Origin of the sequence: Paeniglutamicibacter terrestris (assembly GCF_012271785.1) — a bacterium.
GTDB lineage: Bacteria > Actinomycetota > Actinomycetes > Actinomycetales > Micrococcaceae > Paeniglutamicibacter > Paeniglutamicibacter terrestris.
This window is the reverse complement of sequence record NZ_JAAWVT010000005.1, coordinates 129,403-143,893: the sequence shown is the minus strand read 5'-3', so window position 1 is coordinate 143,893 and position 14,491 is coordinate 129,403. Positions and strand designations below refer to the sequence as shown.

Below are 14,491 nucleotides of genomic sequence, written 5' to 3'. Positions count from 1 at the left end.
CCAACGCCTTCCATCATACTATCGACCGGTCGATGACCTCCTTTCGGCACCGGCTTGTATGACGTGAGGCCCGGGTGTAGTGCCCGTTTAGATTCTGCGCGGGCAATGCGCGAGAATGGAAGGGTGAGTGAACACCCCGAAGGACCCGCCGTGCCCGCTTCATCCTCCGCGCCCGCAGATGCTCAGCCATCCGTGGAAGCGGAGCAGAACTTCAAGCCGGTACTAACCCCTGCGCAGTCCAAGCGAGCCAACCAGACGCTGAAGGGCATGATCATTTCTGTGCTGCTCACCGTTGCCGTGGTCATCCCGGTCATCCTGATCAACCCCGCCAACAAGGCTGAGACCTTCAGGGACCCCGTTAACGTTGCGGATGTCGCCTCGCAAGCGGCCGCGGATGCCAACTTCGTCCCGTGGGCTCCAAACTTGCCGGCGGATGACTACGTCAACTTCGCCCGCTGGGTTTCCGGAAACGTTGATGGCATCAAGTACTGGGAGTTCGGGGTTGTGACATCGGACGAGAAGTTCGTTTGGGTTCGCCAGACCGCCGATTCCAACCCGTCGTGGCTGGCCACCGTCACCGAAAACGCCGTTCCGGCAGGCACCCACACCGTGGATGGCACCGACTGGGAACTTCGCACCAAGGACAAGTCCCAGGTGTTAATCTCCACCATCGGGGATTCGACCTTGGTTTTCAGCAGCGACAGCGGCCTGGAAACCCTTGATTCGATCGCCCGCATGGCCCAGCAGGAGATCCCCAAAAAGTAGTACCTGACCCGGTAACCGGGCAGAAGTGAGATCTTACCCACATTCTTGTGTTTTGGGCGCGCCCCACAATTCGCCGTGCACATTACTTCATGAAAACGACGATTTGCGGCTCCGGACCACTGGCTGCGTCTATGCTAAAAAAATGACTGAAGCCACCGTGCAAGAACAACCGAATTTGACTCCCGCTCAGGCTTGGCGGAAATTACGTGATGGCAACTCCCGTTTTGTTGAGGGCAGCTCCGATCACCCCAACCAGGACGCGTTGCGACGTCAATTCCTCGTGGATAAGCAGCACCCCTTTGCCGTGATCTTCGGCTGCTCGGATTCGCGACTGGCCGCTGAGATCATCTTCGATCTCGGACTGGGTGACGCCTTCGTGGTGCGTACCGCCGGACACGTCATAGACTCCGCCGCACTTGGCTCCCTGGAGTACTCCGTGGCCATGCTGCACGTGCCACTGATCGTGGTCCTGGGACACGACTCCTGCGGCGCGGTCACCGCCACCATCGATTCGGTGGAAAGCGGAATTATGCCCCCGGGCTTCATCCGCGACCTCGTTGAACACATCACCCCCTCGGTGATCACCGCCCGCCGCAATGGTATTCAGGACGTGAACACCACGGTCGTCGAGCACGTCCAGCAGACAACCCACCGCTTGGTCGAGCAGTCACGCCTCATTTCCACCGCCGTGGAGGAGGGACGCACCGCCGTCATCGGGGTGACCTACCGGTTGGCCGAGGGCAAAGCGGAAATGGTCTCCGGCTTCGGAGCGCTCTAAAAACGTGTGCCGGTCGGCGCCACATTATTCCCGTGTTCGCCATTGGGCCGAACTGTGCGCCGGGCCACTGCCGAAGTAGGTAGATGCGGCGTAGCGTGTCTGGCATGGACACTTCCGTAGAATTCCGCATTGAACACGACACTATGGGCGAGGTTCGCGTTCCGGCCGCCGCCCTGTACCGCGCACAGACCCAGCGCGCCGTTGAGAACTTCCCGATTTCCGGAAAGCGTTTGGAGCCGGCGCATATCAGGGCGCTCGCCCAGGTGAAGAAGGCGGCAGCGGCCGCCAACTTGGAACTTGGTGTGCTTGATGCCGAGCGTTCCGGTGCCATTGTGGCGGCGGCCGATGAGGTCGCCGCCAATAAATACGACGAGCATTTCCCCATTGATGTGTTCCAGACCGGCTCGGGCACCTCGAGCAACATGAACATGAATGAGGTGCTGGCCGAGTTGGCGACCCGCGCTCTGGCTGCTTCGGGCTCCGAGACCGTGGTGCACCCGAACGATCACGTTAACGCTTCCCAGTCCTCCAACGATGTGTTCCCCACTTCCGTACACGTCGCCGCGACAGCGGGGCTACTGCAGGACCTCATCCCGGGACTCGACGTGCTGGCCGCCTCGCTGGAGGCCAAGTCGGTGGAGTTCAAGGATGTGGTGAAGTCCGGGCGCACCCACCTGATGGATGCCACCCCGGTGACTCTGGGCCAGGAATTTGGTGGTTACGCCGCGCAGATGCGTTACGGCGTGGAACGCATTCTCGCTTCGCTGCCGCGGGTGGCCGAGGTCCCACTGGGTGGCACGGCCGTTGGCACCGGCATCAACACCCCCGAGGGGTTCCCGCAGCGCGTTATCGAATTGCTTGCGATCGACACCGGGCTCCCATTGACCGAGGCCCGCAACCACTTTGAGGCACAGGCCAATAGGGATGGATTGATCGAGGCGTCGGCCCAGCTGCGCAACATTGCCATCTCATTGATGAAGATCAACAACGATTTGCGTTGGATGGGTTCCGGGCCGAACACCGGACTGGGCGAGATTTCGATCCCGGACTTGCAGCCCGGATCCTCGATCATGCCCGGCAAGGTTAACCCGGTGATCTCCGAGGCGGCGATCATGGTCGCTGCCCAGGTGATCGGCAACGACACCGTCATCGCTTGGTCGGGCACCAACGGGGCGTTCGAGCTGAATGTGGGCATCCCGGTGATGGCCGCAAACTTGCTCGAGTCCATTCGTCTGCTGGGTAATACCACGCGGGTCATGGCGGAGAAGATGGTTGACGGGATCACCGCGAACGTGGAACGTGCCCGCTTCCTCGCCGAGGCCTCCCCCTCCATCGTCACCCCGCTGAACAAGCTCATCGGCTACGAGAGTGCCGCGAAGATCGCGAAGAAGGCGGTGGCCGATTCCCTGACGGTACGTGAGGCCACCGTGGCGTTGGGCTTTGTGGAGCGCGGCGAGGTGAGCGAGGAACAGCTAGATGCGCTGCTCGATGTCACCACCATGACCGGGAAGCACTAGCCCACCAGGCACGTATCTCCCCAGATCGCCGACGCGGGATCACCAACAGCGGGCCACCGAGTTTTTCGCTCGGTGGCCCGCTGTATGTGGATACGTTCTACCAACCGGCAACTCCGAAGCTCCGCCCCTCAGCCATGAACCGATCGACTTGCCCGCGTTTAGCCGCGATTCTCGTTTTTTGGTGAGGTCCGGGCTCGGAAAACGTGCCCCGCCGCCCTATTGTGTGCCAGCTTACAAAACTTGCACTTATGTTCAAATAGTGCAAAACTGCACTTTGTGAATAATAGTGCAACAGAGGTTTCGGTAGGCTCGGCCACGCCACCAACGCTCAGCGCCCGGATGCAAAAAACCCGGCTGTCGATCACGCGCAACGCCCGGACGCTCACCGTCGAAAACGGCTTTGCCGGGTTTACCGTCGAGGAGCTCTGCGCTCGTGTCGGGATCTCTCGCCGCACCTTTTTCAACTACTTCGCCACCAAGCTTGATGCCGTCTTCGGACACCAGGATGATGGACTGCCCGCCGAGGCGCTGGCACGCTTTATTGCTGCTCGCCCCGCCGGAACCGTGGGGATCTCCCCCACGCTGCTAGCCGACCTCATGGACCTGGTCCTTGAGCAATTGCGGCGCGAGGAGTCCGAGATTCACAGCATGCACGGATTCTTCGACGCCATGCACCGCGAACCGGAACTGCTGGCGAAAATGATGCAGGTCGGCCCCGGACGTCAGGCCGAGTTCATCGCTCTGGTGGCCAAGCGCGAGGGGGTGGCACCGGATCACGATGGCATTGCGATGCTGGTGCACAGCCTCCAATTTGCTGTCCACCGGGCCATCGATCGTTACCTCGCCGTTCCCGAGGGGCCATCGCTCGCCGATGAATTCATGTCCATCATGCACCAGAGCCTGGAACTTCTTGGCTCCGATCTACCTCGAGCCAACCCACCCCCGGCGCGCTAAGACCCCACCGCGGTCCATCACAGACTTCGCCCCACCACTCACAAGGAAATCATTATGTCCACCACCACCGCGTCCCGGAAAACCCCGGATTCGGCGCCGCTGCTGCTGACGCAACGGCGTATCTGGATCATCTTCGCCGCGCTGATCGCTGGCATGATGCTCTCCAGCCTCGACCAGACCATCGTCTCCACCGCCATGCCCACCATCGTGGGACAGCTCGGTGGAGTCGAACACCAGGCCTGGATCACCACGGCCTACCTGTTGGCCACCACCATCGTGATGCCGATTTATGGCAAGTTCGGCGACGTTTTGGGACGGCGCAATCTGTTCCTGATCGCCATTGCGCTCTTTACGCTGGCCTCCGTCGGCGCGGCATTTGCCGGCACCTTCTGGATGTTCGTCATCTTCCGTGCCATGCAGGGGCTGGGCGGCGGCGGTTTGATGATTCTGTCGCAGGCCATCATCGCCGACATTGTTCCGGCCTCAGAACGCGGCAAGTACATGGGACCGTTGGGCGCCATCTTCGGCCTCTCGGCCGTCGCAGGTCCGCTGCTCGGCGGCTTCTTTGTTGACCACCTCACCTGGCAGTGGGCGTTCTACATCAACATCCCCATCGGCATCGGCGCCTTCCTGATCGCCTGGTTCGCGCTGACCATCCCGAATAAGAAGTCCACCAAAAAGATCGACATGCTCGGGGTGCTGCTGCTTTCGATCGCCACCACCTGCCTGATCTTCTTCACCGACTTCGGCGGGAACAAAAACCACGGCTGGGCCGCTCCCGAGACCTGGGCCTGGGGCGTGGGCATGCTCGCGGCCATCGTGCTCTTTGTGATCACCGAGGCACGTGCCGAAGACCCGATCATCCCGCTGGCGCTGTTCAAGAATCCGGTCTTCGTCAACGCCACGGCCATCGGCTTCACGCTGGGTCTTGGCATGTTCTCGGCCATCGCGTTTGTTCCCACCTTCTTGCAGATGTCCTCGGGAACCTCGGCTGCCGTCTCGGGTCTGCTGATGCTCCCGATGATGGTCGGACTGATGGGCACCTCAATCTACTCCGGTATCGCGATCACCAAGACCGGAAAGTACAAGGGCTACCCGATCGCCGGTGCCCTAGTCACGGCGCTGGCCATGCTGGCATTCACCACGCTCTCGGCGACCACACCCCTGTGGCTGATCTGCGTGTACTTGTTTGTCTTCGGCGCCGGACTGGGTTTGATCATGCAGGTGGTGGTACTGGTGGTACAGAACGCCGTGGATCCGTCCATGGTCGGTACCGCAACCTCCACCAACAACTACTTCCGCGAAGTTGGTGCGTCCCTGGGCGTGGCGATCTTCGGTGCGATGTTCACCAACCGCCTCTCCGAGAAGCTCACCGAGGTCTTCACTGCCTCCGGAGCCAACGCTGCTGACGCCGGAACGGCCACCGCAACGCTAGACCCGCAGACGCTCGCACAGCTCCCCGATGCCATGCGTGAGGGCATCGTGAGCGCCTACGCCGACTCACTGGCTCCGGTGTTCTGGTACCTGATCCCCTTCATCCTCATCGCCTTCGTCCTGGCGCTGTTCCTGAAGCAGGTCAAGCTCTCCGACACCGCTGGCATGGTAGCCCGTGGCGAGGCCATCGGCGGCGATGAGGCTCAGGCGCTGGAAGACGCACAACGCCACGCCACCACCGGGGCCACGGCGAGCGCAGCACCCGTCACCGCTTCGGATGCACCAGTGGTTGAGGTCAACAAGGCAAACGACCTCTAGCCTCTAATAAGGCGTCCCCGTCAATGCCCCGCCGTTCCATCCATCCTTACCCTTGGGGGAAGGACGGATGGAACGGCGGGGCATTGGTGTCTCGGGGCGGCACCGGTGTTTCTCTGAGCCAACACCGCTTGCCAAGGTTTAGAGGTTGGTGCCCAGGGTTTCTGCGGTGATGAAATGGCCACCGGCGCGCGGTTCCACGGCCCAGTTGATCGCCCGTTGATGTTTGGGCGGCAGTGCGGGCAGCACCGAAAGATCAAACCATCCAACCTCAAGGTTCTCATCGTCGTTCACCAGCGCCTCCCCTCCCAGATAGCGTGCGGCAAGAATGATGTCCAGATACTGAGCCCTATCCCCATTCGGATAGATGGCCTCATCGGTGGTGGCCACCCCCACCAGCGCGGTGATGGCACAATTCACCGCCGTCTCCTCAAAGACTTCACGCACCGCGGCGATGGCAGGTTCCTCGCCGGGTTCCAGGATTCCTGCCGGTAGGGTCCAGCGCCCGTTGTCGGCCCGACGTACCAGCAGCACCTCGTTCTCGTGGATGAGCACCACCTTCACCCCTGGTAGCCACAGAGCATCGTGGCCAATCTTCTTGCGCATGTTAATAATGAAGTCGGGGGTTGGCATGGTGTTGGTGAACTCCTTTTCCCTCTAGGCTAACCGGCCACGGCGAGCGCCACAGCGCCACCGACCAGCATGAAGGGGCCAAAGGCAACGGTTGAGCGAAGCGTGACTCGGCGAACGAACAGCAGCGCTAACGACCACAAGGCCCCCAGCATAAAGGCCAACGCTGTCCCCCAGAACAAATGGGTCAAGGACAGAAACCCCAGGTACAGACCCAATACCGCCGCGAGCTTCACGTCGCCCAGCCCCATGCCGGCCGGGACGATCAGGTGCAGGAGCAGATACGTGGCAAAGAGGATCCCGGCACCGAGCAGCATCCGTACAATGATCGCTGGTTCCGCCGCGAAAAGGGCTGCGGTGCCCAAGAGCACCAGCGCCGCAACAAACCACGGGCCCAGGATTCGGTTGGGCAAAAGATGCGACCTAAAATCGATGATGCTCAGGCGCACGGCGTTGATCAGATACAACACCAGTGCCAGGGCGGCCAAGAGAGCTGCGACACTGGCTCCGGGCGTGGAGGCGGCAAACCACTGGAGGATTTGTTGCGGCATGGGGCACACCCTACGTGTTGCCCGGCCACACTGCCAGCACCGATTGATCTTGTCCCCCGCTCTGGAGCATTCCCCAGGGCCCGTGGTTACACTGAAGTCATGACTCAGCATGATGGCGAGCTAGTATTTCCGCACTCGGAGCACGCCCCCAGCAAGGAATTGATGGGGAAATTCCGTCGGTTGGCCAGATCCTCGCCGTGGTTATGGGACTCGGTGCAGCTCGATGTCAGTGCCACCGATACGGAAAATCAGGCGCTGGCCTTTGACGCGGCAGATTCACCCACGCGGCTCACCGTACTGATACGCCGTCCGGACGCCATCCGGGTCGAGGACGAACGGGGCGCGGTGCTCTTTCGCACCGAACACATCAACGATTCCAAGGACGCCAGCTTCGTGGCGGCCACCCGCAAGAGTTGGCTTTTGCCCCCACAGCTGCTTGCCCCCGTTTATGGGGACGATGGACTGGTCGCCAGGCGTCCCGAGGCCGCGTACCGCAACGAGTTGATGCCCGTGGGACTGTGGAGTGCCTTCTTGGATCCGGTGGAGCTCGCCGGCTTTGTTCCGGGGCCGGCCGATCTGCCGTTCCCGCACCCCACGATGATCCACAGCGTGTGTGAGCTCACCGACGAATCGGGGCGCCCCTGCCTTGAGGCCGAGGTATCGCGCGGTCATTCCTACGTCCCGGTGATCAGCGATGCCCCCTTGCTGGGCATGGGCATGACCCGGATCCGGCTGGATCTAGCCACGGGCATCTGCGTGGTGCGTCAGGTGCTGGACGCCGAAGGCAACGGCATCGAACATCGGGTCTCCATCACCGCCGTGGATCAATACATGATTGATGGCCTCTTCACCCAGGAAGAGGCGTCCTTGAGTGATATGCGGTTGGCACCGCTGTGGCCGATCCCGCCGCTGGCGAGTTCGGCGGCAGCACATCTAGCGGCCCGCCACCGGGGAGCTAGCGCGGGCTAAGTCCGGGCCAGCTCCCCCAACGGTGCTGCCTAGTGAATGCGGTCCTCGAGCAACTCGGTGACCAGGGCCGCGATCTCGGAGCGTTCCGAGCGGGTGAGCGTGACATGCCCGAAGAGGTGGTGCCCCTTGAGCTGTTCGACCACCGCAGCCACTCCGTCGTGCCGCCCCACGCGCAGGTTATCGCGCTGGGCCACGTCGTGGGTCAACACCACCTTGGAGTTCTGTCCAATGCGCGAGAGCACCGTGAGCAGTACATTGCGTTCCAACGACTGGGCCTCATCGACAATCACAAACGCATCATGCAGTGAACGCCCACGGATGTGCGTCAGCGGGAGGACCTCAAGCATTCCTCGGCTGAGCACCTCGTCGATGGCGTTCTTGGAGACGACCGAGCCGAGGGTGTCAAAAACTGCCTGGGCCCACGGGTTCATCTTGTCGCTCTCGCCACCGGGCAGGTAGCCAAGCTCCTGGCCGCCGACGGCGTAGAGCGGCCGGAAGACCATGATCTTGCGGTGTTCGCGGCGTTCCAGTACCGCCTCGAGGCCGGCACAGAGCGCCAATGCGGACTTACCGGTTCCGGCACTACCGCCGAGCGAAACGATTCCGACTTCCTTGTCCAGCAGAAGGTCTAGCGCCAAGCGCTGCTCCGCGGAACGCCCGCGCAGACCAAAGGCTTCGCGGTCCCCTCGCACGAGGTGCACGAGGTGATTGCGATCTACCCTGCCCAGTGCCGACCCACGCGGAGAGTGCATGATCAATCCGGTGTTCACCGGCTGATCCGCCACCTCCGCCAGTTCCAGGGAAGCGTCGGCATACAGCGTGGACATGTCCTCCTCGCTCACATCCATTTCGTGCACGCCGGTCCATCCGGAGGAAGCAATGAGCTCGTTGCGGTATTCCTCCGCAATCAGTCCCATGGCCGAGGCCTTAATTCGCATCGGCAGGTCCTTGGAGACCAAGGTGACATCCAGGCCCTCATCCAGCAGGGACTTTGCGACCGCAAGTATCCGTGTGTCGTTATCGGCGTTGCGGAACCCCACCGGCAACACATCGGAGGCAATGTGGTTCAGCTCGATTCGAAGCGTTCCTCCCTGCGTGCCGACCTCCATGTCCTTGGCCAGTCCACCCTGTTTGCTACCCATGGTGTCTAGGGTCCGCAGCGCCTCACGAGCGAAGAATCCCAAGGTCGGGTCGTTGCGTTTGTGCTCGAGTTCGGTGATGACCGTCAGCGGCAGCACCACGTGATGTTCGGCAAAACGCAGTATGGCGTGGGGATCGGCGATCAGTACCGAGGTATCAAGCACAAAAGTGCGGCGCGGTTGTTCCGCGTCCGGGAGCCCGAGCGTCTGGGGGGACGCGGTGGGTGCAGATGATGCGTGTTTCTGGTTCACTGCCACGTGTGACTCCTCGCGGGGAGAGCTGCCCCGTTCAGCGAGCAATGACGGCTTCATCACCCGTTAGACCCAAAGCTACGCCGAAAAACTCGGGACGTCATGAGCCGAGAGCAAATGTCTGATGGACAGAGGGTAAATTATTGGCGCCTGCCGAGTTTCGGGGATGTTGCGCCCGGCCCAGGGCGCAGCTTTAGGAGCCGAAGCGGCGCTTGCGATCGGCAAAGTCACGCAGCGCACGCAGGAAATCCACCCGCCGGAAATCCGGCCACAGCGCCTCGCAGAAGTAGAACTCGGAATAGGCGCTCTGCCAGGTCAGGAAGCCGGAGAGCCGTTGCTCACCCGAGGTCCGGATCACGAGGTCCGGATCTGGTTGCCCCTTGGTGTAGAGGTGCGTGGCAAGCAGTTCCGGGTCTAGATCCTCGGCAATTTGAGCGGCGTTCAGACCATTGGCGTGGCCCTGAATCAGCAAGGCCTTGACCGCATCAACGATTTCGCGTCGTCCACCGTAGCCGACAGCCACGTTGACGTGGATGCCCCTGACATGGGCGGTGGAGGCCTCGAGTTCACACAGCTTGTCTGCGAGGTAGGTGGGAAGCAGCTCCAGGGCGCCGACGGGTTTCACGCGGACAGTTTTGGTTTCGCCCAACCGGTCCAAGGTGTTGGCAATGATGCCCATCAGGTCATCAAGTTCCTGGCTGGAGCGGTTCATGTTGTCCGTGGAAAGCATGTAGAGCGTGACCACATCGATGTCGAGTTCTTGGCACCAACCCAGGAACTCAAGAATCTTGTCGGCACCGGCCTGGTGACCACGTGCCGTGGGCTGGCCAGAGAGCTTGGCCCAGCGACGGTTTCCATCCACCAGTACCCCGATATGGGCAGGTAGCTTTTCCGGGCTCAACATGCCACGTAACCGCCGCTCATAGAGACGGTAAACGAAGCCCGGTAAATCCACTGAGATACTCCTGCTTGGTACGAAGGGTGGGTGGGAACGAGGAGCAAAAGTCCTTGTGCACTGCCTTAACGCTACCGGGTTCACCCCCCGGCCAGGTACCAAGACGCGGGCAATCTTCCTGCCAGTCTGCCGTGCTACCTCCTCGCATGGATTCCCCGGGCCGCTGCACAGAAGCTTCGAGACACCGGGTTAGGCTTGGGCCATGACCCAGCACCAACCTGCCGCGCCGCATTCGATTATTCCGGCCCAGCCCGAGAAGCCGTTGCTGCGCGGCTGGATTCATGCCGTGACAGCGCCGCTGGCGCTGGTCGCGGGAATTGCCCTCATCGTCGTGGCTCCGGCTGGTGCGGGCAAGATCACTAGTGCGATCTTTGCCTTCACCGGGGTTCTCCTCTTTAGCGTTTCGGCGTTTTATCATCGAGGCAACTGGTCACCCATGACCACCCGAGTGCTTAAACGCATTGACCATACCAACATCATGCTGCTGATCGCCGGCTCCTACACGCCATTGGCTTGGGCACTGCTTCCCGCCTCATCGGCCACCGTCTTGCTGATCGCGATCTGGATCGGCGCGCTGGCTGGCGTCGCTTTCCGGGTCTTTTATACGGATGCACCACGCTGGCTTTATACCCCGGTCTACGTTTTGTTGGGCCTAGCGTCGATGCTTTTTATCGGCCAATTCTTTGCCGCTAATCTTCTTGCCGCCACCCTGATCTGCGTGGGTGGCGGCTTCTACATCGCCGGGGCGGTTTTCTATGCGCTCAAGGCGCCGAATCCCATCCCCGGAGTGTTGGGATTCCACGAGCTTTTCCATGCCTTTACACTCATCGGCTTCGCGTGCCACTTCACCGCCATTACTTTGGCTGTGCTCGGCACAGCTTAATAGAGCTTTTCCGTCCACCCCGAAGCGATCTTTCCGTAGCCAATGATGTCGGCGCCCGAGCTATCGTCGTTACGCTTGTCGAGGTAAAGGTACACATCGCCATTACCAAGGACTCCCAAGAGCATCCGTGGTTGATTCGGCTTGCCCCACTCGCCGCAGGTTGCACTGCCAAGGTACTTAAAGTTGCCCCAAGTGGCTGACTTCAAATCCCTGCGCGACCACTGTGCAGGCTTGTCGTGGGGAATCGTGTATTCGACCAATCTGCCGTCAATGGTGGTGGCCAACAAAACGTCCGCGGTCCGGGTGGTACCAGCCACGACACCTTCGCGATCGAAGGCGAGGGTCTTGATTCCCTGCCATCCAGAATTTCCCACCACAACGCGGGATTTTGGTCCGCCGGCACCGTTGAACACGTAGCGCCCCAGCGCCCCGGAATCCGTGAGGCCGTAGATGAATTGTCCGGCACTGGTTGCCTTGGAGCTGGCAACCATGAGCCGGGTCTGTCCCCAGGTCACGGCCATCCGCGTAGCGGTGACCTTGACGTCGTTATAGCTCTTGGGTCCGATGGCAGTGACCGAGTAGAAGCCGCCATCACTGGAATTTGCGTAGAAACTTTCGTTGACGAATTCGATGCCTCCGGCTCCACCTGGAGGTAGCACCGCGCGCGGCACAAAGCTGAGCCGTCCGGGGTTGTATTTCTCCGTGCTGATGGTGGCAACACTATCGCGCGTGGTGTAGTGACGTTCGGTGAGTTGGCCGCTAGAGGTTACACCTCTTGCCTGCCAGTTACAGGTGAGCCCCGGAATCGCCCGAGCAGCTGAGGTAGTTTGGCCATCAACCGCGTTGGCTGGCCCACCGCCCAGAAGGGTGCCTGCCAATGCGAGTATCGCGACTATCGATCCAACGGTTTTTTTCTTCAGCATAATTTTTTCCGCCACTCATCAGGTTTCGTACGGTGCGCACGATCACGATAGTAACAATGTTTTAGATAATAAGTACATGAGTTCTATAGATGCGGGCTCTCCAGCGATCCCCGGCCGAGGTGATCAGCTCTCCACGGAGTGCCCTGCTCCCAATCGACGCAACACACTGCGCGAAAGTCCAGGAACGATCAGTGCAGCCAGGGCAGGCAAATCGCTGACCGGAGCATGGCATGAACCACCGCGACACACATAGATGCGTAGCTGGCCCTTGGGCCCGGCGGGGTATCTGGACACCACCGATGCATCGTTGTGTGCACCGAATTGTGCCACGCCGGAGAGCACCCCCAAACGAACTGCCACTTCACGTTCTGTTGCAGTTCCACCGGAGATGACCAGCTCGGTGCTCGAGCCATAGGAGAATCGGGTGGCAACGCCCAGCGCGCTACCCACGGCGGCCGGGGCCGTGGGCGCGATGGAGGGCACAAAGCCCAGCAGCATTCTTACCAGCGCCAGGTCGTCCTCGCTGTCTCGGTGAACAGGCGCCTCGCCATCGATTTCATGCACGTGATCATGCTCGCTCGACTGCGGCCAGAGACCAGCGGATAGTTGGCTACGTCCAGCTCGATTCAGCAGTGCGGCGGCCAGCATCGAGGTCGCGGCTGGTACTGCATCATCCAACGCCTCAGCACTGCTGACCCCGGCACGCAGGGCCAACACTCGCGGATCATTCCCGGCGGTGTCCCGTGGCACATTGTTGATCAGGAAGCGGGATTGAGCCACCGAAAGGATCTCGTCGGCTCGCTCAAACCAGAGAGGATCCCCCGTGGCAACGCCAAGTTGTTGGAATCCGAGCACCACCGCCGCATAGTCTTCAAGAACCGCGGTGATCGAGGTATTAGCCGCACCGTCGTAACTAATGCGATGAAGCCGAGCTGCCACGTCATCACCGCCGGAGTCCCAATGCACCGCATGCACATATTCGGCCACCTCGACGGCGGTCAGTGCCATCTCCGGATCGCTCAGCAATACCGAAGCCTCGGCCAGCGCGGCGATCGCCAGCCCATTCCAACCGGCAACAACCTTCGCATCTCGGGCCGGCTGGGGCCGCTGTGCGCGGACCGCCGCGAGTTTTTCAAAGGCTCCCACGAGCTCTGGCCACTCCCCCAATTCTGGAACGTGTGCCAAGGCAATGGTTAGCGCAACGTCATCGCCCGGTAGCGCCGCCGTTGGGGCACCGTGCACGTTCGGTGCGGCACCGTCCCATAGTTTCCAAAAGCTGCTCCCGTCGGGTTCACCCAGGATCGCTGCCACTTGCCTCCGAGTGAAGGTGTAGGTGGCTCCCTCCGCGTGGGATCCATCGGGCATCAGGGTGTCGGCGTCCAGCGAAGAGGCAAAACCGCCACCTGGCAGCAGCAATTCCCGCCGGAGCCAGCGGTGAATACCCTGGGCAGCGCGACGGCACAGTTCTGCGGTTTGTGCGTCCGGAAGTTGAACCGCGGCCCTGGCATAAAGACCCAATAACTGGGCATTGTCGTACAGCATTTTTTCAAAGTGCGGGATCTTCCACCGTTCATCAACGCAATAGCGCGCAAAGCCGCCACCCACATGATCCGCGAGGGCACTGGAGGCCATCACGGCAAGCGTGTCCGAAGCCTGCGATCCGGCCAGCGACGCCGCGGAGCCTAAAGCCAGTGCGCCGCGCAGCAAGAAATCTAAGACGGGGCTGGGCGGAAACTTGGGTGCCGGAGAAAAGCCGCCGGTGGGATGAGCCGTGTCGGCAAGTTTGCGGATAGCCGACTGGAGTGCCGGGGCCAGCGCCGATCCATTAACGCTGGTGGGTAGGGGCAGCGCCTTGGCAAACATTTTGGTTTGCCCACCTGCCACCGAACCCAGATGTTCGGCCAGCGTTGCGGCCTGCAGTTCCAACGCCTCACGGCGGTGGGCCCAGGCATTGCAGACGGCCTCTAGTACCTGCATAAAGGAGGGTGTGCCCGGCCGTGGCGTGGGCGGGAAATAGGTCCCGGCATAAATGGCCCGTCCGTCGGCGAGCGTAAAGACGCTCATGGGCCAACCTCCGGCGCCGGTCAGTGTTTGGGTGGCCGCCATGTAGGCGTCATCAACCGCTGGGTGCTCCTCGCGGTCGATCTTGATCGGAATAAAATGTTCGTTGAGATAGGCAGCGACTCGGGGATCATCAAAGGACTCGCGCGCCATCACATGGCACCAGTGGCACGCCGAATATCCAATGGATAGAAACACCGGAATGTTCCGGGCCGCAGCCTCGGCAAAGGCCTCATCGCCGTAGGGCCACCAGTCCACGGGTTGATGTGCATGCTGCCGCAGGTAGGCAGAGGCGCTGGCGGCGATTCGTTGTCCCATGGTGGCACCCTACGCTATGGCTCCCGGCTGCCACCCTTAACGCCTGC

Annotated in this window: 13 protein-coding genes; 7 read left to right on the top strand and 6 right to left on the bottom strand. The window is 61.3% G+C overall.

Features of this window, described 5'->3' with window-relative positions; translation table 11 throughout:
- The first annotated feature begins 123 nt into the window (after positions 1 to 123).
- The 5 genes from HED64_RS12040 to HED64_RS12020 all read left to right on the top strand — a co-directional run bounded on the left by HED64_RS12040 (position 124) and on the right by HED64_RS12020 (position 5,766).
- A complete protein-coding gene (locus tag HED64_RS12040) occupies positions 124 to 765 on the top strand; it encodes a DUF4245 family protein (RefSeq protein WP_168152237.1) in 642 nt (213 codons plus the stop codon).
- Positions 766 to 907: 142 nt separating this feature from the next.
- Positions 908 to 1,543: a carbonic anhydrase gene (locus HED64_RS12035; protein ID WP_168152236.1), complete on the top strand. Its 636-nt coding sequence runs from the start codon at positions 908 to 910 to the stop codon at positions 1,541 to 1,543.
- 104 nt (positions 1,544 to 1,647) lie between these two features.
- Positions 1,648 to 3,060, top strand: a complete 1,413-nt coding sequence (locus tag HED64_RS12030) for a class II fumarate hydratase (protein ID WP_168152235.1) — start codon at positions 1,648 to 1,650, stop codon at positions 3,058 to 3,060.
- 276 nt (positions 3,061 to 3,336) lie between these two features.
- Positions 3,337 to 4,014, top strand: a complete 678-nt coding sequence (locus HED64_RS12025; RefSeq protein ID WP_342590715.1) for a TetR/AcrR family transcriptional regulator — start codon at positions 3,337 to 3,339, stop codon at positions 4,012 to 4,014.
- Positions 4,015 to 4,068: 54 nt separating this feature from the next.
- Positions 4,069 to 5,766, top strand: coding sequence for an MDR family MFS transporter (locus HED64_RS12020; protein ID WP_168152234.1), 1,698 nt, complete (start codon positions 4,069 to 4,071; stop codon positions 5,764 to 5,766).
- 138 nt (positions 5,767 to 5,904) lie between these two features.
- On the opposite strand, the gene HED64_RS12015 is transcribed toward HED64_RS12020, so the two are convergent.
- A complete protein-coding gene (locus tag HED64_RS12015) occupies positions 5,905 to 6,396 on the bottom strand; it encodes an NUDIX hydrolase (RefSeq protein ID WP_168152233.1) in 492 nt (163 codons plus the stop codon).
- 29 nt (positions 6,397 to 6,425) lie between these two features.
- Complete coding sequence (locus HED64_RS12010) at positions 6,426 to 6,944, bottom strand: prepilin peptidase (RefSeq protein ID WP_168152232.1); 519 nt, start codon at positions 6,942 to 6,944, stop codon at positions 6,426 to 6,428.
- A gap of 99 nt (positions 6,945 to 7,043) precedes the next feature.
- Between HED64_RS12010 and HED64_RS12005 the strand changes: the two genes are divergently transcribed.
- A complete protein-coding gene (locus HED64_RS12005; protein ID WP_168152231.1) occupies positions 7,044 to 7,913 on the top strand; it encodes a hypothetical protein in 870 nt (289 codons plus the stop codon).
- Positions 7,914 to 7,942: 29 nt separating this feature from the next.
- On the opposite strand, the gene phoH2 is transcribed toward HED64_RS12005, so the two are convergent.
- Both phoH2 and HED64_RS11995 read right to left on the bottom strand, forming a co-directional pair.
- Complete coding sequence (gene phoH2 / locus HED64_RS12000; protein WP_342590714.1) at positions 7,943 to 9,310, bottom strand: RNA 5'-3' helicase PhoH2; 1,368 nt, start codon at positions 9,308 to 9,310, stop codon at positions 7,943 to 7,945.
- Between the two features lie 187 nt (positions 9,311 to 9,497).
- Positions 9,498 to 10,259 (bottom strand): isoprenyl transferase, encoded by a 762-nt coding sequence (locus HED64_RS11995; RefSeq protein ID WP_168152230.1) that lies wholly within the window; start codon positions 10,257 to 10,259, stop codon positions 9,498 to 9,500.
- 202 nt (positions 10,260 to 10,461) lie between these two features.
- On the opposite strand from HED64_RS11995, the gene trhA reads away from it, so the two are divergent.
- The gene (gene trhA / locus HED64_RS11990; protein WP_168152229.1) at positions 10,462 to 11,142 is read left to right on the top strand and encodes a PAQR family membrane homeostasis protein TrhA; all 681 of its coding nucleotides are present in this window, start codon (positions 10,462 to 10,464) and stop codon (positions 11,140 to 11,142) included.
- Here trhA and HED64_RS11985 read toward each other — a convergent pair.
- Positions 11,139 to 12,065: a hypothetical protein gene (locus HED64_RS11985; protein WP_168152228.1), complete on the bottom strand. Its 927-nt coding sequence runs from the start codon at positions 12,063 to 12,065 to the stop codon at positions 11,139 to 11,141. The genes trhA and HED64_RS11985 overlap by 4 nt on opposite strands.
- 123 nt (positions 12,066 to 12,188) lie before the next feature.
- Complete coding sequence (locus tag HED64_RS11980; RefSeq protein WP_168152227.1) at positions 12,189 to 14,444, bottom strand: thioredoxin domain-containing protein; 2,256 nt, start codon at positions 14,442 to 14,444, stop codon at positions 12,189 to 12,191.
- Positions 14,445 to 14,491: the final 47 nt, after the last annotated feature.

Excerpts from the sequence above, each read along its gene's own strand:
- HED64_RS11980 (WP_168152227.1), bottom strand. The coding sequence starts at position 14,444 with ATGGGACAACGAATCGCCGCCAGCGCCTCTGCCTACCTGCGGCAGCAT.
- HED64_RS12010 (WP_168152232.1), bottom strand. The coding sequence starts at position 6,944 with ATGCCGCAACAAATCCTCCAGTGGTTTGCCGCCTCCACGCCCGGAGCC.
- HED64_RS12020 (WP_168152234.1), top strand. The coding sequence starts at position 4,069 with ATGTCCACCACCACCGCGTCCCGGAAAACCCCGGATTCGGCGCCGCTG.
- HED64_RS12035 (WP_168152236.1), top strand. The coding sequence starts at position 908 with ATGACTGAAGCCACCGTGCAAGAACAACCGAATTTGACTCCCGCTCAG.
- HED64_RS12030 (WP_168152235.1), top strand. The coding sequence starts at position 1,648 with ATGGACACTTCCGTAGAATTCCGCATTGAACACGACACTATGGGCGAG.
- HED64_RS12005 (WP_168152231.1), top strand. The coding sequence starts at position 7,044 with ATGACTCAGCATGATGGCGAGCTAGTATTTCCGCACTCGGAGCACGCC.
- HED64_RS12015 (WP_168152233.1), bottom strand. The coding sequence starts at position 6,396 with ATGCCAACCCCCGACTTCATTATTAACATGCGCAAGAAGATTGGCCAC.
- HED64_RS11985 (WP_168152228.1), bottom strand. The coding sequence starts at position 12,065 with ATGCTGAAGAAAAAAACCGTTGGATCGATAGTCGCGATACTCGCATTG.
- trhA (WP_168152229.1), top strand. The coding sequence starts at position 10,462 with ATGACCCAGCACCAACCTGCCGCGCCGCATTCGATTATTCCGGCCCAG.